General features: G+C 67.3%; 23 protein-coding genes. 14 read left to right on the forward strand and 9 right to left on the reverse strand.

Features of this window, described 5'->3' with window-relative positions:
• Positions 1 to 162: 162 nt before the first annotated feature.
• On the reverse strand, positions 163 to 1,371 hold the full coding sequence (locus ACR64R_RS05220) for an MFS transporter (protein ID WP_487360620.1): 1,209 nt from the start codon (positions 1,369 to 1,371) through the stop codon (positions 163 to 165).
• A 218-nt stretch (positions 1,372 to 1,589) separates the two neighbouring features.
• On the opposite strand from ACR64R_RS05220, the gene ACR64R_RS05225 reads away from it, so the two are divergent.
• From ACR64R_RS05225 to ACR64R_RS05240, 4 genes are all read left to right on the forward strand, one after another.
• Positions 1,590 to 1,931 (forward strand): ArsR/SmtB family transcription factor, encoded by a 342-nt coding sequence (locus ACR64R_RS05225; RefSeq protein WP_487360621.1) that lies wholly within the window; start codon positions 1,590 to 1,592, stop codon positions 1,929 to 1,931.
• A gap of 2 nt (positions 1,932 to 1,933) precedes the next feature.
• Positions 1,934 to 2,434, forward strand: coding sequence for an SRPBCC family protein (locus ACR64R_RS05230; protein ID WP_487360622.1), 501 nt, complete (start codon positions 1,934 to 1,936; stop codon positions 2,432 to 2,434).
• Entirely contained in the window at positions 2,434 to 3,060 is a 627-nt protein-coding gene (locus tag ACR64R_RS05235) for a dihydrofolate reductase family protein (protein WP_487360623.1), read from the forward strand. Before ACR64R_RS05230 ends, ACR64R_RS05235 begins: the two co-directional genes overlap by 1 nt.
• 116 nt (positions 3,061 to 3,176) lie before the next feature.
• Positions 3,177 to 3,596: a VOC family protein gene (locus ACR64R_RS05240; RefSeq protein WP_487360624.1), complete on the forward strand. Its 420-nt coding sequence runs from the start codon at positions 3,177 to 3,179 to the stop codon at positions 3,594 to 3,596.
• Between the two features lie 3 nt (positions 3,597 to 3,599).
• On the opposite strand, the gene ACR64R_RS05245 is transcribed toward ACR64R_RS05240, so the two are convergent.
• Complete coding sequence (locus ACR64R_RS05245) at positions 3,600 to 3,854, reverse strand: DUF1127 domain-containing protein (protein ID WP_487360625.1); 255 nt, start codon at positions 3,852 to 3,854, stop codon at positions 3,600 to 3,602.
• A 165-nt stretch (positions 3,855 to 4,019) separates the two neighbouring features.
• Between ACR64R_RS05245 and ACR64R_RS05250 the strand changes: the two genes are divergently transcribed.
• Entirely contained in the window at positions 4,020 to 5,465 is a 1,446-nt protein-coding gene (locus ACR64R_RS05250) for a LuxR C-terminal-related transcriptional regulator (protein WP_487360626.1), read from the forward strand.
• Here ACR64R_RS05250 and ACR64R_RS05255 read toward each other — a convergent pair.
• On the reverse strand, positions 5,462 to 6,055 hold the full coding sequence (locus ACR64R_RS05255) for a DUF922 domain-containing Zn-dependent protease (protein ID WP_487360627.1): 594 nt from the start codon (positions 6,053 to 6,055) through the stop codon (positions 5,462 to 5,464). The two genes, ACR64R_RS05250 and ACR64R_RS05255, sit on opposite strands and share 4 nt — an antisense overlap.
• Before the next feature lie 115 nt (positions 6,056 to 6,170).
• On the opposite strand from ACR64R_RS05255, the gene ACR64R_RS05260 reads away from it, so the two are divergent.
• The 4 genes from ACR64R_RS05260 to ACR64R_RS05275 all read left to right on the forward strand — a co-directional run bounded on the left by ACR64R_RS05260 (position 6,171) and on the right by ACR64R_RS05275 (position 8,522).
• On the forward strand, positions 6,171 to 6,404 hold the full coding sequence (locus ACR64R_RS05260) for a hypothetical protein (RefSeq protein WP_487360628.1): 234 nt from the start codon (positions 6,171 to 6,173) through the stop codon (positions 6,402 to 6,404).
• Between the two features lie 107 nt (positions 6,405 to 6,511).
• Entirely contained in the window at positions 6,512 to 6,781 is a 270-nt protein-coding gene (locus ACR64R_RS05265) for an FAD-dependent oxidoreductase (RefSeq protein WP_487360629.1), read from the forward strand.
• Complete coding sequence (locus ACR64R_RS05270) at positions 6,724 to 7,608, forward strand: flavin-containing monooxygenase (protein WP_487360630.1); 885 nt, start codon at positions 6,724 to 6,726, stop codon at positions 7,606 to 7,608. Before ACR64R_RS05265 ends, ACR64R_RS05270 begins: the two co-directional genes overlap by 58 nt.
• Positions 7,609 to 7,892: 284 nt before the next feature.
• Positions 7,893 to 8,522, forward strand: a complete 630-nt coding sequence (locus tag ACR64R_RS05275; protein WP_487360631.1) for a glutathione S-transferase family protein — start codon at positions 7,893 to 7,895, stop codon at positions 8,520 to 8,522.
• Positions 8,523 to 8,534: 12 nt separating this feature from the next.
• Here ACR64R_RS05275 and ACR64R_RS05280 read toward each other — a convergent pair whose 3' ends face one another.
• The 3 genes from ACR64R_RS05280 to ACR64R_RS05290 form a co-directional block, all read right to left on the reverse strand.
• Positions 8,535 to 9,536 carry an aldo/keto reductase gene (locus tag ACR64R_RS05280; protein ID WP_487360632.1) on the reverse strand — a complete coding sequence of 334 codons (1,002 nt, stop codon included), beginning with the start codon at positions 9,534 to 9,536 and terminating at the stop codon, positions 8,535 to 8,537.
• 345 nt (positions 9,537 to 9,881) lie between these two features.
• Positions 9,882 to 10,301, reverse strand: coding sequence for a BA14K family protein (locus ACR64R_RS05285; protein WP_487360633.1), 420 nt, complete (start codon positions 10,299 to 10,301; stop codon positions 9,882 to 9,884).
• 26 nt (positions 10,302 to 10,327) lie between these two features.
• Positions 10,328 to 10,753: an EF-hand domain-containing protein gene (locus ACR64R_RS05290; RefSeq protein WP_487360634.1), complete on the reverse strand. Its 426-nt coding sequence runs from the start codon at positions 10,751 to 10,753 to the stop codon at positions 10,328 to 10,330.
• A 236-nt stretch (positions 10,754 to 10,989) separates the two neighbouring features.
• On the opposite strand from ACR64R_RS05290, the gene ACR64R_RS05295 reads away from it, so the two are divergent.
• The 5 genes from ACR64R_RS05295 to ACR64R_RS05315 all read left to right on the forward strand — a co-directional run bounded on the left by ACR64R_RS05295 (position 10,990) and on the right by ACR64R_RS05315 (position 13,374).
• Positions 10,990 to 11,424, forward strand: coding sequence for an EF-hand domain-containing protein (locus tag ACR64R_RS05295; protein ID WP_487360635.1), 435 nt, complete (start codon positions 10,990 to 10,992; stop codon positions 11,422 to 11,424).
• 28 nt (positions 11,425 to 11,452) lie between these two features.
• Positions 11,453 to 11,836, forward strand: a complete 384-nt coding sequence (locus tag ACR64R_RS05300; RefSeq protein WP_487360636.1) for a hypothetical protein — start codon at positions 11,453 to 11,455, stop codon at positions 11,834 to 11,836.
• Positions 11,837 to 11,927: 91 nt separating this feature from the next.
• Positions 11,928 to 12,524 (forward strand): RNA polymerase sigma factor, encoded by a 597-nt coding sequence (locus ACR64R_RS05305; protein ID WP_487360637.1) that lies wholly within the window; start codon positions 11,928 to 11,930, stop codon positions 12,522 to 12,524.
• Positions 12,521 to 12,973 carry a hypothetical protein gene (locus tag ACR64R_RS05310; RefSeq protein ID WP_487360638.1) on the forward strand — a complete coding sequence of 151 codons (453 nt, stop codon included), beginning with the start codon at positions 12,521 to 12,523 and terminating at the stop codon, positions 12,971 to 12,973. Before ACR64R_RS05305 ends, ACR64R_RS05310 begins: the two co-directional genes overlap by 4 nt.
• Positions 12,970 to 13,374, forward strand: a complete 405-nt coding sequence (locus ACR64R_RS05315; protein ID WP_487360639.1) for a periplasmic heavy metal sensor — start codon at positions 12,970 to 12,972, stop codon at positions 13,372 to 13,374. Before ACR64R_RS05310 ends, ACR64R_RS05315 begins: the two co-directional genes overlap by 4 nt.
• A gap of 133 nt (positions 13,375 to 13,507) precedes the next feature.
• Here ACR64R_RS05315 and ACR64R_RS05320 read toward each other — a convergent pair whose 3' ends face one another.
• The 3 genes from ACR64R_RS05320 to ACR64R_RS05330 all read right to left on the reverse strand — a co-directional run bounded on the left by ACR64R_RS05320 (position 13,508) and on the right by ACR64R_RS05330 (position 17,104).
• Positions 13,508 to 14,005 carry a GNAT family N-acetyltransferase gene (locus tag ACR64R_RS05320; RefSeq protein WP_487360640.1) on the reverse strand — a complete coding sequence of 166 codons (498 nt, stop codon included), beginning with the start codon at positions 14,003 to 14,005 and terminating at the stop codon, positions 13,508 to 13,510.
• Between the two features lie 295 nt (positions 14,006 to 14,300).
• Positions 14,301 to 15,578, reverse strand: coding sequence for an FAD-dependent oxidoreductase (locus ACR64R_RS05325; RefSeq protein ID WP_487360641.1), 1,278 nt, complete (start codon positions 15,576 to 15,578; stop codon positions 14,301 to 14,303).
• Positions 15,575 to 17,104, reverse strand: coding sequence for a glucosamine inositolphosphorylceramide transferase family protein (locus ACR64R_RS05330; RefSeq protein WP_487360642.1), 1,530 nt, complete (start codon positions 17,102 to 17,104; stop codon positions 15,575 to 15,577). The genes ACR64R_RS05325 and ACR64R_RS05330 overlap by 4 nt, the downstream gene beginning before the upstream one ends.
• Positions 17,105 to 17,222 lie beyond the last annotated feature (118 nt).

Here is a 17,222-nt window from a genome sequence, read left to right on the forward strand (position 1 = left end):
AGGGATATCCTTCCCGGTTGGAACGACGCGAGGCAGGACAGAGGGCAGCGCTGTCCCGCCGGCATTCAGAGAGCTTGGGTTCCTCGCCCCGCCAAGGGCGGGGAGAGGTGGCCGCGAAGCGGACGGAGAGGGGCCATTCGTAGGGCGGAAAGCCTTCCGCCCTCACGCCATTTGCAACTTACGCCGGCTGGGTTGCGGCGGGAAGGCGATGGCGATGCCGGCCGCACCGAGGCCGATAAGCGCGGAGCCGATGAACAGCCAGTGATAGCTGGCCGTGGCGTCGTAGATCATGCCGCCGGCCAAGGGCCCGAGCGACATGCCGAGGCTGGACAGCATCGTCGCCGCGCCAAGCACGGTGCCGATGATGCGCAGGCCGAAATACTCACGCGCCAGCACCGCGTAGAGCGGCATCACGCCGCCATAGGTGGCGCCGAAGATGACGGCCAGGAGATAGAACTGTTCGAGCTGGCCGGCGGTCAGGTAAGCGGCGATCACAAGCCCCTGGATGGCGAGGCCCGCGACCAGCACCGGCTTCACGCCCAGCCTGTCGCCAAGCACGCCGTAGAGCACGCGCCCCCCAAGGCCGGCCAGCCCCTCGACGCTGTAGATCGACACGGCGGCCATGGGTGCTACGCCGCAGGACATGGCATAGCTCACCATATGGAAGATCGGGCCCGAATGCGCCGCGCAGCAGGCGAAGAAGGTGAGGCCCAGCACGATGAATTGCGGCGAGCGCAGCGCCTGGCCGACGCTCATGCCCGGATCGTCGGCGGCGGGCGCCGGCGAGCCGTCGCTTGCCGCGACCGCCGCAGGCGGCTGGCGCACCAGGAACACGGCGGGCAGAAGCAGCACCCAGGCCATGACGCCGATGTCGAACATGGCGGTGCGCCAGTCATAGGCGGTGATCAGCCAGCGCGCGAAGGGCGAGATGGTCATAGGCGCGACGCCCATGCCGGCCGAAACCAGCGACACGGCGAGGCTGCGATTGGTGTCGAACCAGGCGGTGGTGAGCGCGATCATCGGGGCGAAGAAGGCGCTGGCCGCCAGCCCGACGATGACGCCGTAGCTGAGCTGGAAGGTAAGCAGCGAATTGGCCCGGCTGGCCACCACCAGCGACAGGCCGAGCAGCACCGCGCCCGCAAGCACGACCGGCCGCGCGCCGACCCGGTCGTAGATCGCGCCCCAGGCGAATCCGCCCAGCCCCATCACCAGGAAGTTCAGGGTCATGGCGCTGGAGATGCCGGTGCGCGACCAGTTGGTGTCGAGCGACATCGGCTCCAGGAAGATCGCCAGCGAGAACATGGCGCCGAGCGCCACGCAGGTCATCAGCGCGCCGGCCGCGACGATGACCCAGCGATAGGAATGGTTCATGGTTCTGCTCCCATGCCGTAAGGCATCCTGTGTGATGCGGCGCGGTTTTTCCAGTCCACCGGGCCGTTTGCGTCCGAAGGACGCCGGGGCGGGAGCCGATCCTACAAATCCGATCGCATTTCTTGTCCGGATTCTTGGGCAGCCCGCGCCATCGCCATTTTGCCAGGCCGTCCGTGCGCTCGGCTTGACATATGCCGATATCGGAATATGTTGCGCGCATGGCACGAGCAGCAACGACGTCGGACGTCTTCAACGCGATCGCCGAGCCGCAGCGCCGGGACATCCTGATGCTGCTGCGGGGCGGGGAGCGTCCGGTGACCGATCTGGCCGAGAAACTGGGAATGACCCAGCCGGGGGCGTCCAAGCACCTGCGGGTGCTGCGGGAGGTCGGGCTGGTGCGGGACCGCAAGGCGGGCAAGCAGCGCGTCTACGGCCTCGACGCCCAGGGACTGCGGCCGGTCCACGAGTGGACCGGCGGGTTCGAACGGTTCTGGAACGAAAGCTTCGAGCGTCTGGACGCGTATGTGCAGGACCTCAAGAAGGCAAGGCTGGAGGAGTGAGCATGGCAGTGACTGGACGGGACGCGCAATCGGCGACGGCCGACCGCGAGATCGTGATCTCCCGGCTCATCGACGCGCCACGAGAGCTGGTGTTCGAGGCGTTCACCGAAGTGCGGCACCTGTCGCGATGGTGGGGCCCGCAGGGCTTCACGACCACCACGCATGCGTTCGAGTTTCGCGTCGGCGGGGAGTGGGTCTTCGTCATGCACGGACCGGACGGGACGGACTACCAGGAGTGGATCTGCTGGACGGAGATCGCCCCGCCGGAGCGCATCGCGCTGCTGCACGGTGAAACCCGCGGCGACCCGAACGCCTTCGCGTCGGTCCTGACATTCGAGCCCGACGGCGCGGCGACCCTCGTCGAGATGCGCGCCCTGTTCCCTACCAAGCAACTGCGCGACCAGGCGGTCGAGAAGTACCATGCGATCGAGGGCGGCCGGCAGACCTTGGGCAAGCTCGCCGCCTACGTCGCCGGGATCGTCCAAAACGGAGATGTGGATTGATGGCCAGGAAGGTGTTCTTCAGCGTGTCGATGTCGCTGGACGGGTTCGTCGCGCCCGAGGGGCGCATGGGCGAACCGCGCTGGATGGCGCAGTGGATGGAACTGCAGCAATGGTTATTCCCGCTGCGGTTCTTCCGTGAGAACCTGAAGCTCAGCGAGGGCGGTGAGGAAGGGCGCGCCAACGACATCTTGCGCGAGACGTTCGAGCGCACCGGCGCGAGCGTCATGGGCAAGCGCATGTTCGATCTCGGCGAACAGGCCTGGCCGGCGGAGGCCCCGTTCCACACGCCGGTCTTCGTCGTGACGCACCAGAAGCGCGACCCATGGGAACGGCCCGGCGGGACGACGTTCCATTTCGTCAATGACGGCATCCGGTCCGCGCTCGACCAGGCGCGCGCGGCGGCCGGCGACCGGGACGTCCGCGTCGCGGGCGGTGGCGCCACGATCCTGGAGCATCTCAACGCCGGCCTGATCGACGAGTTCTCGGTCGCGCTCTCGCCCGTGCTGCTGGGCTCCGGGATCAGCCTGTTCGGGGGCGTGGACGCCGACCGCATCGCGCTGGAGCCGGTCCGCGCGGAGCCGACGCGGCGGATGACCCACCTGACATACGCGGTCCGCCAACGGTGATCGTCGCGGCCTCGGTGCGCTCCGCCGAGGTTCGAAATGTCAGCAGCGTGCGTTGCCCGCATTGACCACGATGCGCCCCGGTCTAGATTTGACCCGATCTCAATCAGGAGCACGCCATGGAACTCTATCGCGGCCGGCTCATCGACCACCTCCAGCTCGTGGTGCGCGACCTTGCGGCCAGCCGGCGCTTTTACGGCGCGGTGCTCGAGGTGCTGGGCATCCCGATCGGCGGCGAGGCGCGGGACTATTTCTGGGCCGACGAATTGTTCGTCTCCAGCGTCGACAGCCGCGCGGCGGCGGGCGTGCTCACCGGCCGCCATCATCTCGCCTTCCAGGCGAAGGACCGCGCCATGGTCGATGCCTTCCATAAGGCCGGCCTTGCCGCCGGCGGCAAGGACAATGGCGCGCCGGGCGAGCGCCACTACCATCCCGGCTACTATGCCTGCTTCCTGCTCGACCCCGACGGCAACAACATCGAGGCGGTGTTCCACGGCGAGGCGAAGCGGAGCGCGGCGGCGGTGGACATCAGTTTCTGAGGCCTACCGGCGCCAGAACGGTTTTGCCAATTCCTCCCGCACCTCATCCATGGTCAGGCCGATATCGCCGATCAGATACGGCATGTCGCGCGTCTTGAGCGCCAGTTCCTCCCGGAATGAGGCGCGTTCGCGCCACACGGCGAAAAGGCTGAACAGGCCAGGGCGGCGCGGCAACAGGTTCTCTCCGGCCGGCGGCGCGCGGACATCGAGCAGCGCGGCGTAGCAAAAGTCGGAAATCGTATTCAATGTCGGTATCATAGTCGGCTCCTCGGAAAGAACGGCCCTCATCGAGGGCTAGCGAGGAGCCTGAACCGTCACGCTCGGTCGAGCCATCGGCCGCATGCAGTGTTTTGGGTCCTGCATTTGTAGTATTTTGCTGCGGCGGGCGTTGCCACGGTTGCCGTCTGCGGGCAGGAATCCGGGATGAAACAAATTGCGACGCTAATGCCGGGAGCGCTTTCGCCGGACGAGCCCTTGCCGGCCTTGTCCGAGCGCGAGCGCGCGGTGGCGGAGAGGTTCGCCGCCGGTATGACCTATCGCGAGATCAGCGAGGCGCTGTTCATCGCCCCGTCCACTGTGCGCACCCATCTCGCCGCGATTTATGAAAAGCTCGGCGTGCGCAACAAAGTAGCCCTTGCCAGGCACATCAACGGGACCGCTGGGCTGGAGTCCTTCGAGCCCGACGCCTTGCCGGTGCTTGCCCTGTTCCCGATTGAAAGCCTCAGGACCGAGGAACGCTGGCGGCGCTTTGCCGACGGCCTGTCGTCGGACATCACCGTCGATCTCGCACGCTATGCCGATATTCCGGTCATCGCCTTCCACACCATGAAGTCGCTGGGCAGCAAGCCCGCCGATTTCGCTGCCGACGGCAAGGCGCTGGGCGCCACCTATTTCGTCTCGGGCCAGCTGCGCGCCGATGACCGCCGCGTCCGCTTGACGATCGAGCTTGCCGACGCGCGAACCGGCTTCAGCCTGTGGAGCGAGCGCTTCGACCGTCCGCTCGAGGATGTCTTCATCTTGCAGGACAACCTGACCGAAAGCGTCATCAACGTGCTGGCCGGCTGTTTTGGGGCGATCGCCACCATCGGCCGCAACGCGATCCGGCGCAAGCCGCCGGCCAGCCTGCGCGCCTACGACTTCTATTTGCTGGGTGTCGAGCACCACAACACCTTCAGCCGCAGAGGCAACAGGGAAGCCATCCGACTGTTTTCGCGCGCGCTCGAGCTTGACCCGACCTTGGTGCGGGGCTGGACAGAGCTCGCCTACGCCTATTCGATCGAGGCCGGTAACGGCTTCGGCAGCGACCCGAAGGAGTCGATCGAGAAATGGCGCATGGCGGCCGAGAGCGCGCTGCGACTCGACCCGACCGACAGCGCGGCTCTCATGTGCTACGGAGATCTTCTGGGTTGCCTTGGCGATTTCGAAGCCGCCGAGCGCTCCTTCCGGCGGGCCCTCGAATACGGCGCCAACCACGCCGACACGCTCGCTCTCCTTTCTGGCAGCAGGGCGCTGGTCGTCGGCGATCCCGCCGAGGCGATTCCGCTGATCGAGCGCGCCATGCGCCTCAACCCGCTCACCCCGAACTGGTATTTCGGCATGCAGGGACGCATCCTTTTCTGCGCCGGCAGGCACAGGGAGGCCATCGAAGCGCTGCGTCGCAGCACTCCAGATTCTCCGAACGTGCTGATGTTCCTGGCACTTGCCCATGCCGCGACAGGCGAGGATGTCGAGGCGGCCCGCCTCGTGGCCAGGCTTGACGAAGAGTTCCCCGATTTCACCGTCGAGGGTTTTATCCTGGGCTATCCCGTCACCAATCCTGACGCCGTGCGCGCGATCCGCGACGCGGCGAAACTGGTGCCGATCCGCTAACCCCCGCCCAGAAACGCCGCGATCAGCTTCAGCATGTTGCCGTCGCGGCCGAACTCCTCTGTGTCGAAGTCGCGGCTGCCCTGGCGCTGCGCCTTGGAAAGCTGGTCGAGATAGGCCGTCAGTTCCGCCCGGACCTTCTTGCAGCCGGGGTCGCCTTCGGCGGTGAGGCCGGTGCTGAAGGCGACGATCTTGTTCACCATGTCGACGATGCCGGCGCCATGCACCTTCTCATGCGCGATCAGCCCTGCGGCGAAGGCGTCCCATCGCGCCTGCAAGGCAGGCGGCAATTTTCCCGCCGGCCTCGGCAGCGTGTAGGTGATGATCAGCTTCGGCCGCGCCGTCTTCAGCACGCAGGCGGCGCCTTGCGGCTGGTAGTCGCGCTGCCAGGTCAGCTTGAAGAACGTATGCGCGATGACGCGCCGCCCGCTGCCGGCCGCGCCGACCATCGGCCCCTTTTCGCCGATCGAGAGATAGAGCTGTTCAGCCGTCTGGCCCGAGACAGCATAGGTCTCGATCTTCTCGATGGGTTTCCAGTCTGCCTGGGCAGGGGAGGCAAGCAGCAGGGCTGCGAGGAGGAGGGCGGGTCTCATGCGGCGAGCCATAGCATCGGGCCTCGCTCAGAAGAAGCCGGCGCGCGGATTTCCGGAACCCGCTCCGCCCCTCGGCCGTTTGTCGGCATCGTCTCGACCTGTGAGGGAGGACAAGATGACCCGCAACGAGATCATTTCCGTGCTTGGACCGGTCGACGAGTCCGTCATCGCCGACATCGCGCTCACCGGCGCCAGTATCGAGGAATTGCGCGAGGCATTCGCCTGGATCGGCGCCGACGAGGCGCTGGTGAATGAAGGCCACGCCATGCCCGGCGCGCGCGTGGCGAGACTGATCGAGATCCTCGAGCCGCCGGAGGACGAACCCGAAGCGCCGCGCACTATGGAGTAGGCGCCGCCCTGTAACGGGCTCACCGGGGGAAGCCCTGGGGAACTTCCCCCACTTGTTCCTCCGGCACCCTCGTCATAGCTTTTGGCGCCTTGGGGGAGGAAAACCGTTTGGACGCCAATGTCGTCATCGTCGGCGCCGGTCCTGCCGGGCTCGCCGTCGCGGCCTGCCTGAAACAGGCGGGCGTCGATTTCGTGATCCTCGAAAAGGCCGACCAGGTTGCGCCGTCCTGGCGGCGGCATTACCGGCGGCTGCACCTGCATACGGTCAGATCCTCTCGTCGCTGCCCTTCGCGCCGTTCCCGAAGAACCACCCACGCTATGTGCCGCGCGAGAAGGTGGTGGCCTATCTCGATGCCTATGCCGAGCGCTTCCGCGTAGAGCCGCGCTTCGGCGTCACGGTCAGGTCCATCCGCCGCGAGGGCGATCGCCTGCTGGTCCAGACCGATGCCGGGCTCTTCACTGCCGCCAAGGTCGTGGTCGCCACCGGCAACAACGCCCAGCCGGTCATGCCCGATTTCGCCGGCATCGAGGATTTCAAGGGCAAGGTGCTGCACAGCGCCGCCTACACCGAGGCGGCACCCTATGCCGGCAAGGACGTGCTGGTCGTCGGCATGGGCAATACGGGCGCCGAGATCGCCCTCGATCTCGCCGAGAGCGGCGCCATGCCCATCATCTCGGTGCGCAAGGGCGTCCACATCGTGCCGCGCGAGCTCTTCGGCGTGCCGATCCAGGTGGTGGGCATAGCCAGCCGGACCATGCCGCAATCGCTCAACGACTGGATGTTTCCGAAGATACTCGACCTGGCGCTGGGCCGGCTGGAGCGATACGGCATCGTGCGGCCCAGGCAAGGCATCCTGCAAGGGATCGATGCCGGCCGCATTCCGATGATCGATGTCGGCACGGTGGCCGCGATCAAGGCGGGCAGGATCGGCATCGCGCCGGACATAGCAAGCTTCACCGGGGACGGCGTGAAATTCGTCGATGGCGTGGAAAGGAAATTCGACGCGGTGATTTTCGCCACCGGCTACCGTCCGGCCTATGACGCCTTCCTGCCGGCGGAACTCAGGCCGGACAAGAGCGGCTTGAATGCGCGGGCCTCGGAGCTCGGCGTCTATCTCGTCGGCTTCCACAACCCCGTCACCGGCCTGCTGCGCGAGATCGGCATCGAGGCGCGGGCGGTGGCGAAGGATATTGCGGGGCGGTGAGGGCGATGGCGCCGGCATGATAGGCCGCGTTCCGTCGCCCCTGGCCCTGCCGCGCATCTCCACCATGAGATGAAATCGGCGGCTTCGGCCTGCCGTCTTCCCCAGGGATGCTGCTTGTTGGCGAAAGCGTGCGTGACGGCTAATCTCCAGCTTGAAGGGGAGATGTCCGGCAGGACAGGCGCTTCGCGCTGGCTGAGGGTGTCGTGGGTTGCGAGGCTTGAATCGGGTGGCGCCTCGGCATCGCCCGTGCGAAGCCTTGACCATCGCACCAGGGGATCGTGCACATGCTTACGCTCTACGATTATCTCCCGTCGCAGAATGCCTGGAAAATCCGCGTCCTGCTCGGCCTGCTCGGCATCGGCTACGAAACCCGCATCGTCTCGATCTTCGAGGGCGAGAGCCGGACCGAAGCCTTCCTCAAGCTCAATCCCGCCGGGGCCGTCCCCGTGCTCGCCGTGGAGAACGGCCAGGCGATCGCCGAGTCCAACGCGATCCTCGTTCTCGTGGCGGAGGGCACGTCCTATCTGCCGGCGGACCGCCTGGCGCGCGCCAAGGTGATGCAGTGGCTGTTCTTCGAGCAGTATTATGTCGAACCGGTCATAGGCTCGCTGCGCTTCTGGACGCTGACGGGCCGGCTGGAGCGCAACAGGGCGCTGGTGGCCGGCAAGCAGGAGGCGGGAGCGCGGGCGCTTGGGGCGCTGGAGCGCAGCCTGCAAGACACGCTTTTTCTCGTCGGCGACGCGCTCACCATCGCCGATATCGCGGTCTATGCCTACAGCCATCGCGCGGAGGATTGCGGTTTCTCGCTCGCCGACTATCCGGCCGTCGACGCCTGGGTGGAGCGGGTCGGCGCGGCCATCGGCCCGGACTATCCGGTTCATCCCTACAGCATCGATCCGCATTCGCGCGGATGAGGGGACCGGCTTCTAGCGATCCACCAGCGACATGGTTCGCTCGTTGTATCGCGGCCCGGACACCTTGTCGGACGTCAGCGCCATGTCGAGCCCCAGCATCTCCGTGGCGTCGAGCGTGATGTCGGCCGCGGCCACGTTCTCCTCCAGATAGGTCCGGCGCTTGGTGCCGGGGATCGGCACGATGTCGATGCCGAACTCCGGGCCCTTGGCGAGCAGCCACGCGATGGCGATCTGGCCGGGCTTGACGCCTTTTGCCTTGGCGATGTCGCGCACCGTGGCGGCGGCCGCGACATTCATGTCGAAATTCTCACCCTGGTAGCGTGGGTCGCCGCGGCGGAAATCGCCTTCGGGATAGTCTTCGGCGCGCCTGACGTCGCCGGCCAGGAAGCCGCGGCCGAGCGGCGCGAAGGGCACCAGGCCGATGCCGAGCTCCTTCAGCGCCGGGATGATTTCGGGCTCGAGGTTGCGCTCCCACAGCGAGTACTCGCTCTGCAGCGCCGAGACCGGATGGACGGCATGCGCGCGGCGGATGTTGGCAATGCCCGCTTCCGACAGGCCGAAGAAGCGCACCTTGCCCTCGGCCACCAGCTCGCCGACCGCCCCCGCGACGTCCTCCATCGGCACGGCGGGGTCGACGCGATGCTGGTAGAGGAGATCTATGCGGTCGGTGGCGAGCCGCTTGAGCGAAGCCTCCACCACCTCGCGTATATGCTGCGGCCGGCTGTCGAGCCCGGCCTGCCTGCCCTCGGCGATGCGGAAGCCGAACTTGGTCGCGATCGTCACCTGGTCGCGCCGGCCCTCCAGCGCGCGGCCGAGCAGCTCCTCGTTGACGAAGGGCCCATAGACCTCGGCCGTGTCGAGAAAGGTGCAGCCGAGCTCGATCGCCCGGTGCAGCGTCGCTATCGATTCCGCTTCGTCGGCCGGCCCGTAGGCCTGGCTCATGCCCATGCAGCCGAGGCCGATGGCCGAGACTTCCAGCCCCTGGCCGCCGAGTTTGTGTCTGCCGAGGCCCATGTGTCGGTCTCCCACGAATGATCAGTGCTCGCGAGATTATAGGGCCGGCAGGTGGCGCGTCCAGCAGAGGGCGGATAGCGATTGATCCAGGTCAAGGAACGCGCAACAGGGGGGTCGTATAGTCGCCTTGTCTTGGGAAGGACACAAGGCGGGCAGGTGGTTCCGACCGACTCCACTCCCTCGGGGACCCGACGGAACCACCTAAACCGCTGCCTGGCGGGCAAAGACCCAAGGCGCGTCGCCCGAACCCGTTTCGGCGGCGCGCCTTGATGCGTTAGAGGTCCGCGATGGCTTTGCCGACGGGCTTCCGCCACGGCGCCGACGATCGGCGCGCCAGGCTTCACCTCAATAATAGGGCGACAGGCACTGCTGGCGGGGGCCGCCATAGGGCTGGTAGCTGTTGTCCCACGCTCGATAGGATCGATAGCGGTCATAGCACCAGCGCACATGGGCGGCCGCCAGGCGCGCCGCGGGGGGCGGGGGTGGCGCGACCGTGGCGGCCGCCACGCCGGCCGCGAAGGCGGCGGCCGGGAACCAGTAGCCGTTGTAGTAGCGATAGCCGGGCCGCGCGCGCCAGAAGCCCCGGTAACCATTGTAGTAATAGACGCCGCCGACGACGTAGAAGCCGCGCCGGTACCAGACCGGCGTTGGCTGGCTGGTCACGGACGCCGGGGCCGCCGGCGCGGCTGGCGGCATGGCCTCGGCCGGCGGAGCAAGGGTCGCGGCGCCAAGCATCAAGCCGCAAAAAGCAGTTGTCATTCTCATTGGTTGTCTCCTGTGGTCTGGTGAGGTCACTGGCGCCGCAGCGCCCGCAGCTCGGCGATCGACAACGCGCCGTCGCCATTGGTGTCCGCCTGCAGCAGGCGGTCGGGAATGGCGGCCGTGAATTCGTCGCGTGAGATCCGGCCGTCGCCGTTGCGGTCCATGCGGCCGGCCTCGGTCCGCAGGCCCGCGAAGCGCTCGGCCTGGAAGTCGCGCTTCGCCTTGACCTGTGCCACCGCCGCGCGCACCTCGTCCGGCTCGAGCAGGCCATTGTGATTGGCGTCCAACCGGTCGAACATCCGCGCCCGCGCCGCCTGGATTTCGCTGAACTGGAGCGTTCGGTCGCCGTTGGTGTCGATGCGCCGGAACGCATCCCTGGCGCCCTGGTCGGCGGCGAGCGCGCTGCAGCCGCCGCACAAGAGCAGCCCTGCGAAAGCGATCACGATCCTGGTCATCTGGGTCTCCGCTGAAAATCGACGGCCCGCCGCGGACCGTCCTTGCCGTGCCTCCTACGCAGGAGCCCGACGGCTCCTACGCGGCGGCCTCGCTTTTCTTTCGAGCGCCGATGTCCAAGGGCGCCCCCTGCCATGCCAGCCGGGAAAAAATCCGTCGCCGAAGCGTAGGAGCACGAGCCGGGCTGCGTATTGGCCGACAGTCGCCCCCCGCGACATGAGAGTCGAAAGGACCAATCATGAAACGCTCAGCAATCCTTGCGGGCCTGCTTCTCGGACTCGCTCCGGTCTGCGCCGCCGCGGCGCAGGACATGCCCGGCCAGCGCATCCTCCAGCGCCTCGACACCAATGGCGACGGCGCGATCTCGAAGGACGAGATCCTCGCCGGTCGCGAACGCCTGTTCAAAAGGCTCGACCGTAATGGTGACGGCGTCATCGACGAAAACGAGATCGAGACCGCCCGCCAGGCCATGGAAGACCGCGCCCAGGCAGCCGAGGCTCGCCTCGGCAATCGCCTCCGGCGCATGGACAGGAACGGCGACGGCAAGGTCACCGAGAACGAGTTCCAGGCGAGCACGCCGCTGTTCGACCTCGCCGATCGCAACGGCGACGGCAAGCTCTCCGCCGACGAGATCGCTGCCGTCCGCAGGATCCTGGCCGCTCGCGCCAACTGATCGACCCACCCGCCAGAAAGGAAATGACATGCTTTCAAGACTCAAACTTCCGCTGCTTTGCCTCGGCGCAATGGTCGTCTGGTCGGCCGCCTCTCCGGCTTCGGCCGAGGAATGGACGCGCAAGACCGTGCATGGCGGCGAACTGAGCCGCAGCGTCGGCCGGGACGGCAATATCTACACCGGCTCGACCACGCGCACGGGACCGAACGGCGGCACCTACACGTCGAGTTCCACCTGCAAGGCCGGCGTTGTTGACCGCTGCTCCAGGAGTTATTCTGCCACCGGGCCGAACGGCAAGACCGTTTCCGGTGAGCGCTACAGCGCGACGGGACCGTTTCGCGGCCGCTCCGCGGGCAGCTTCACGGGCCCGAACGGCAACACGGTTCACGGCTTCCGCCGTTGGCGCCGCTGACATCTGGTGGTGGACTTGACGTCGGAATTCGCTTTTCCCGAGAGCCGGATCGTCGCGGATGTCTCGCTGGCCGCCAGAGGCTCCTCGACCGGTGCCCGCTGTCGTGTGGGATGAGGCCTCCGGTGCCGACGAGAAGCTGCTGGTCCGCATCGCCGCAGGCAGCCAAGCGGCTTTGTCCGAGCTCATGGCCCGCCACGGCCGCGGCCTTCGGACTTTCGCCGCGCGTTATCTCGGCCATGCCGCCGATGCCGAGGATGTTGTGCAGGAGGTGTTCGTGACCGTCTGGAAACAGGCCGCGCGCTTCGATCCCGGCAAGGCGCGCGCCTCGACATGGCTCTACCGCATCACCGCGAACCGCTGCATCGACCAGCGCCGGCGCCGCGCGTTGCGCAACTTCCTCGGCCTGGACGACATCGTAGAGGAACCCGCTGCACCGGAAGCGGATGCCGAGACCGCGACGGGGGCCAAACAGGAACTGGCGATCGTGCGCCAGGGCCTGTCGCGCCTGCCGGAGCGCCAGCGGATGGCGTTGCTGCTGAGGGCGGTGGGCGAGCTTGACGTCGGTGCGATCGCCGACGTGATGGGCGCCAGCGCGGGCTCGGTCGAACAGTTGCTTGTGCGCGGGCGCCGCGCGCTCAGGGATCATCTGGCAGAGGCGGCCGGCGGCCGCGAAAGGAAATCCTCATGACACGCGAGGAATTCGAGACCAACCGGCGCCGTTTCGGCGACGATGTCGGCGACTGGCCGGCCCCCTACCGGCAAGAGGCGCTGGAGTTCCTCCGGCTTTCCGGGGACACCGATCCCGGCGACGCGCCGGACCTCGCGCTCGAGCGCCTGGTGCGCGAGGCGGCGCTGGTCGACGGCGACGACGCGGCGCTGGCGCGCAAGGTGCTCGCGCGCATCGACGCCGATCGCGCGCGCCCATCCTTGCTGCCGCGCTTTCTCCTCGCGCCGGCCGGCCTTGGGGCATGCACGGCCGCAATCCTCGTCGCCGCCATGCTGGCCGGCTACCAGTTTGCCCGCTCCCAGGATGAGGCGCAGGATGCCGAGCTGCTGGCGCTGGCCTCGGGCGCGAGGCTGACCGACGGTGGCGGGCCGGGCATCGCGGCCGATCCGGGCGAGGGGGACTCGCTATGAACAAGCGCTCCTGGATATTGACGGCCATCCTTGTGGTGCTGGCGCTGTCGCTCGCCCTCAATTTCTTCTTCATCGGCTATGCCGCCCATGGCCTGCGCCAGGCCGTGGCGGCGCGCGGCCTGATCTCGGAGGTCGTCGGCGCCTATTCTCCCGAGGTGCGCAAGGAGTTCCGCTCGGTCATGCGCGACAACCGCGCCCGCACCTTCGCGGCGCTACGCGACCTGCGCGCGGCCCGGGCCGACCTGGCGGCGGCCGAGAAGGCCGAGCCTTTCGACGAGGCGGCGGTGAGGCAGGCGATGGCCGCGGTGCGCGCGGCCACGACCAATCTCCAGTCGACGGTGCAGGATTACCTGCTGACGGCGATGAAGAACGTCCATGCGAAGCCGGCCGCGGGAGGGTGAGCCGGCTCGGCCAGCCAGCCCGCTCAGGACGGCGTTGCGTTGGTTTGCCATCCTGATCTGACGCTTTGTCGAAGCGCGATCTTGTCCGGACCGAAGGTCGGCGAGGCAAGAAACCGGTTCCCGCTTCCTGGCATCATGCCATGGGCAGCATGCGGCGCATGATCAGCGAGGCGTGCCCGCCGACGCCATGCGCGGCTTCCCGCCGTTCCACCACCTCGAAGCCGTGCTTGCGGTAGAAGGCGATCGCCCGGTCGTTGCCCTCGATCACCTCCAGCGCGATCGAGGGGATGCCGGCATGCGCGGCGAGCACGGCATGCAAGAGGTCGACCGCCAGCCCGCTGCCGAACGCCTGCGGCTCGATATGGAGCCGCTCCAGCGTGACGTCGCCCTTGCCGTCCATCGCCGCCATCGCGTAGCCGGCGATCGAGCCGTCGGCGCGTTCGGCGACGAAGGACATCTTGTCCTCGTCCTCGAGTTCTTCGGCGAGCCTTTCCGGCGCGTGCTTCTCGTCGGACAGCCGCGCAACGATCTCGCCGCCCATGATCGGCTCATACGTCCGCCGCCAGGATTGGCCGAGCAGCCGCGACACGTCGGCAATGTCGTTCCTGGTCATCGCCCGGATGCGCGTCATGTTCGTGATCCCTGTTGCATTCCCAAGATAGGGCGAACGGCGGCGCGGGGCCAACCATGGGCCGCGTGAAAGCGCCGATCCGGCGACGCGGGTGCCGAACGGTCGAGAGGATATCACGGGCGGCTGTGGAATTATCGGAGGAGGGCCGATAGCCCGCTGTCCGGCCGATAGAGGAGGGCAGCGGGCCATTGGTGCGACGGGAGTGCTGTCCCGCCGAGCAGGAGACACTGCTCGGCCATGATTTAGACCAGCCTCGCCGCAGCGGCGACTTACGGATTCGTAAACTTCCGCCCGATCAGGTTCCGAGGCGCTGCTCGGCCGGCAATTCCTGGCCTGCCTTGTCGGTGTGGCCGAGAGCGACTCCTGTTACCCCATGCGTCGCTCCACTCGGTTTAGCGGCTTCGCGAAACCGTCGGCCAAAGATCATCAAGTGACGCGCGGTGTTGTTGCGCAGGCGGCGCAGGCGCCATTCCAGCCCGGTCTCGGTGGTGATGCGCTTGGCGTAGATGCTGGCGCGCAAAGCCCTGGCATCGGCCGCGACCTTGATCGGATCGTCATAGAAGGCGCAGATCTTGTCGGCCGCCATGCCGGGTGTCTCCAGCCAGGCGGGGATATACGAACTGAGGCGATCGACATCGGTAAGAACGCGGTTGATGCCGTCGCCCTGCGCCGGGCAGGTCGTGGCGAACGCATCGCCGATGAAGACGACCCCGTCGCGGCGATGGCCCCGCGTCGTCGTCAGGCTGACCTGGCGCACTTCGATCTCGCTGGCGACGGCGAAGTTGCCGCATCGCGCGGCGATCTCCGGCATCAGCTCCAGCAGCATCTTCTGCGGGTTTTCGCGGAACGCCCGCACCCATGGATCGGCTACGGTCCTATAGACGAACATGTTTGCCCGCATCCGTTCGCCGATCCGGAAGATGGTAAGGAAGGCAATGCGATCGGCGATCCGCCTTCCGTAGAAGGTGAGGGATTGAAGGCCGAATTCCTGTGGCGTGATCGCAAGATCGAACCCCATCGTCAGCGAATGGGCCTTCGATTCCTCGATGCGCTCGACGCCGATGGCGCGCCGCAATGCCTCGCTGTAGCCGGTGGCCACCACCAGCAGCCGGGCGTCGATGACGGAACCGTCGGCGAGCACCAGGCGCTGCCGGTCGGGTCCGGTCGACACTTCGGCGACCTTGCCCACCGTCAGCGGCGCCTGCGGCGGCAGCGCCGCGCGCATGCCGTTGACCAGCGGCGCGTAGGAAAAGGCGTACTCGAAGGTCTGCTTGCGCTCGAACAACTGGCCGAAGCGGAAGATATGCAGATCGGTCATCGGCGTGGAAAGAGACCTGAACACCGGACCGAGGCCAAGCTTCTCGAACAGGCCCATCTGTTCCGCGCGGGTCTTCTCGGCCCGGAATTCGTCATGGTGGATACGGTGCGGATCGACCAGCGCTATCCTGCGGCCCGCCTTGGCGAGCGTGATCGCCAGGACGGTCCCGGCCAGCCCGGCGCCGACGATCGCCACTTCGACCTCTATCCGGCCAGGTGGCACGGCGGGAATTTCGCGCTTCTCTGCATCGCTCATAGCATGTCTCCAAGTCCTGTAGGCAAGGCGTCTCGCCGCCGGGCCTTCCAGCGCGGTGCCATTGCCGACCCATCTATGAATTCCAGTCCGCCCGCTTCGTTGAGCGTGTGCAGCTTGCGGCCGACCCAGCCGGCGCCCGGATTGAGGATCGTCTCGACGACCTGCTCGAAGCCGGTGTCGTCGAGCCGGGTGACGCGCGCTATGCCGAGCGCCGCGCCATAGCTCCTGCGGCAGTCCTGCACCGGGCGCAGAAGCTGGCCGTCGCGGCTCACCATGCGGCCGGCCGGCCGCGCCGAGGCGATGTCGATCAACAGCGGATTCTTCGGATGCGGCGTCCACGGCCCGCGGAAATCCGGCGCCGACCACAGATGAAGCTGGTCCGAGAAGGCGCCGCCGCCGTCGCGCACGGTGGCGAACATCCACCAGCGCCCGCCATGCTCGACGAGCGTTGCGTCGCTGGCGACGATATCCGACAGAAGCGTCGCTTCCTTCACCCAACCGCCGGGGAAGGCGGTGGCGCGATAGAGGTCGACGCTCCGGCTGGCGGAGCTCTCCGGCACCATCCACATCTGGCCGTCGCGCTCGAACACGAAGGGATATGAGAGGTGGTAGGGCAGTTCCAGCACCGGCTTCGGGGTGCCTGCCGGTCCGTTAGGCCCGAAAGCCACCGCCGACAGGATCGCCTTGCCGGTGCGGTGGATGTAGTCCTCCACGAACAGTGTCACCTCGCCGCGGTGAAGCACCGGGAACGGGTCGGCGTAGAAGCGGCTGCCATCGTCGGCCAGGTCGCGCCAGCCCGATTGCGGATGGGCGCGCAGATCGTAGAGATCCTTGCCTGCGGTCTCGCGCCAGCCGACCCGCCAGTGCGGGGCGTTGTAGCACAGATGATAGATCTGCTGGACGATGCGGCGCGCCGTCGCCTTGGCCGCCCGCACGCCGAGCTTCGTGGCCGACGGCATGGTCGGCGGCGCCGCCTCGGACGACGGTTCGGGCAGCACGGGCAGATGCGAGCGCGCGGCGCCATTGACCGCCGCGACGATCAGGCTGGCGCTGCGGGCCAGCATGTCCTGGAAGGACGCGAGCGAAATGCCGTGATACTCGGTGCCGAGCCGTGCCTCGGCGACGGTCGCGCCGTTCTGTTCGAGGCGTGCGCGCGGCGTGCGGCCGGCAAGGATCAGCGCCAGCAGGGCCTCCTCGCCGCAGACGCCGTCATAGGCAAGCCGCCAGACTTGCCTGCCTTGCGCCTCGACATCGCCGACGAGATCGATGGTGAGGTCGGCCGGCATGGATGGTCTCGCATGGCCGGCCAGTGCCGAAAGCGGCACACGCCTGGCCGTCCCATTGGCGGGCAGGCGATGGATCAGTGTTTCAAGCTGGAACAGCGCTTCGGCCGCGCGCGGCACGCCGCCCGCCGCCGGACGGGCGTCGACGGAGAGTTCCACGCCGGGCAGGCGCGACAGCCGATCCGCCAGCGCGACATGGAAAGCGCGCACGCAATCCCCGTCCAGGCGCAGGTTCAGGCGCATGGCCGGCGCCCGGGCGAATTGCATCCGGAACCGGCGGGCAGGCCCGCCAGGTCAAGTCCCCGCCGCATCAGCACGATGTCTCCAATTTCAGGCTGCACTTAAATTCTACTGTGTCGGT

The organism is Mesorhizobium sp. MC2-1-1 (assembly GCF_057597255.1).

Coding starts and splice junctions, on each gene's coding strand:
- ACR64R_RS05295 (WP_487360635.1), top strand. CDS start 10,990: ATGAAACGCTCAGCAATCCTTGCGGGCCTGCTTCTCGGACTCGCTCCG.
- ACR64R_RS05240 (WP_487360624.1), top strand. CDS start 3,177: ATGGAACTCTATCGCGGCCGGCTCATCGACCACCTCCAGCTCGTGGTG.
- ACR64R_RS05230 (WP_487360622.1), top strand. CDS start 1,934: ATGGCAGTGACTGGACGGGACGCGCAATCGGCGACGGCCGACCGCGAG.
- ACR64R_RS05280 (WP_487360632.1), bottom strand. CDS start 9,536: ATGGGCCTCGGCAGACACAAACTCGGCGGCCAGGGGCTGGAAGTCTCG.
- ACR64R_RS05300 (WP_487360636.1), top strand. CDS start 11,453: ATGCTTTCAAGACTCAAACTTCCGCTGCTTTGCCTCGGCGCAATGGTC.
- ACR64R_RS05250 (WP_487360626.1), top strand. CDS start 4,020: ATGAAACAAATTGCGACGCTAATGCCGGGAGCGCTTTCGCCGGACGAG.
- ACR64R_RS05245 (WP_487360625.1), bottom strand. CDS start 3,854: ATGATACCGACATTGAATACGATTTCCGACTTTTGCTACGCCGCGCTG.
- ACR64R_RS05325 (WP_487360641.1), bottom strand. CDS start 15,578: ATGAGCGATGCAGAGAAGCGCGAAATTCCCGCCGTGCCACCTGGCCGG.
- ACR64R_RS05330 (WP_487360642.1), bottom strand. CDS start 17,104: ATGCGCCTGAACCTGCGCCTGGACGGGGATTGCGTGCGCGCTTTCCAT.
- ACR64R_RS05220 (WP_487360620.1), bottom strand. CDS start 1,371: ATGAACCATTCCTATCGCTGGGTCATCGTCGCGGCCGGCGCGCTGATG.
- ACR64R_RS05260 (WP_487360628.1), top strand. CDS start 6,171: ATGACCCGCAACGAGATCATTTCCGTGCTTGGACCGGTCGACGAGTCC.
- ACR64R_RS05275 (WP_487360631.1), top strand. CDS start 7,893: ATGCTTACGCTCTACGATTATCTCCCGTCGCAGAATGCCTGGAAAATC.
- ACR64R_RS05320 (WP_487360640.1), bottom strand. CDS start 14,005: ATGACGCGCATCCGGGCGATGACCAGGAACGACATTGCCGACGTGTCG.
- ACR64R_RS05255 (WP_487360627.1), bottom strand. CDS start 6,055: ATGAGACCCGCCCTCCTCCTCGCAGCCCTGCTGCTTGCCTCCCCTGCC.
- ACR64R_RS05235 (WP_487360623.1), top strand. CDS start 2,434: ATGGCCAGGAAGGTGTTCTTCAGCGTGTCGATGTCGCTGGACGGGTTC.
- ACR64R_RS05285 (WP_487360633.1), bottom strand. CDS start 10,301: ATGAGAATGACAACTGCTTTTTGCGGCTTGATGCTTGGCGCCGCGACC.
- ACR64R_RS05310 (WP_487360638.1), top strand. CDS start 12,521: ATGACACGCGAGGAATTCGAGACCAACCGGCGCCGTTTCGGCGACGAT.
- ACR64R_RS05225 (WP_487360621.1), top strand. CDS start 1,590: ATGGCACGAGCAGCAACGACGTCGGACGTCTTCAACGCGATCGCCGAG.
- ACR64R_RS05315 (WP_487360639.1), top strand. CDS start 12,970: ATGAACAAGCGCTCCTGGATATTGACGGCCATCCTTGTGGTGCTGGCG.
- ACR64R_RS05290 (WP_487360634.1), bottom strand. CDS start 10,753: ATGACCAGGATCGTGATCGCTTTCGCAGGGCTGCTCTTGTGCGGCGGC.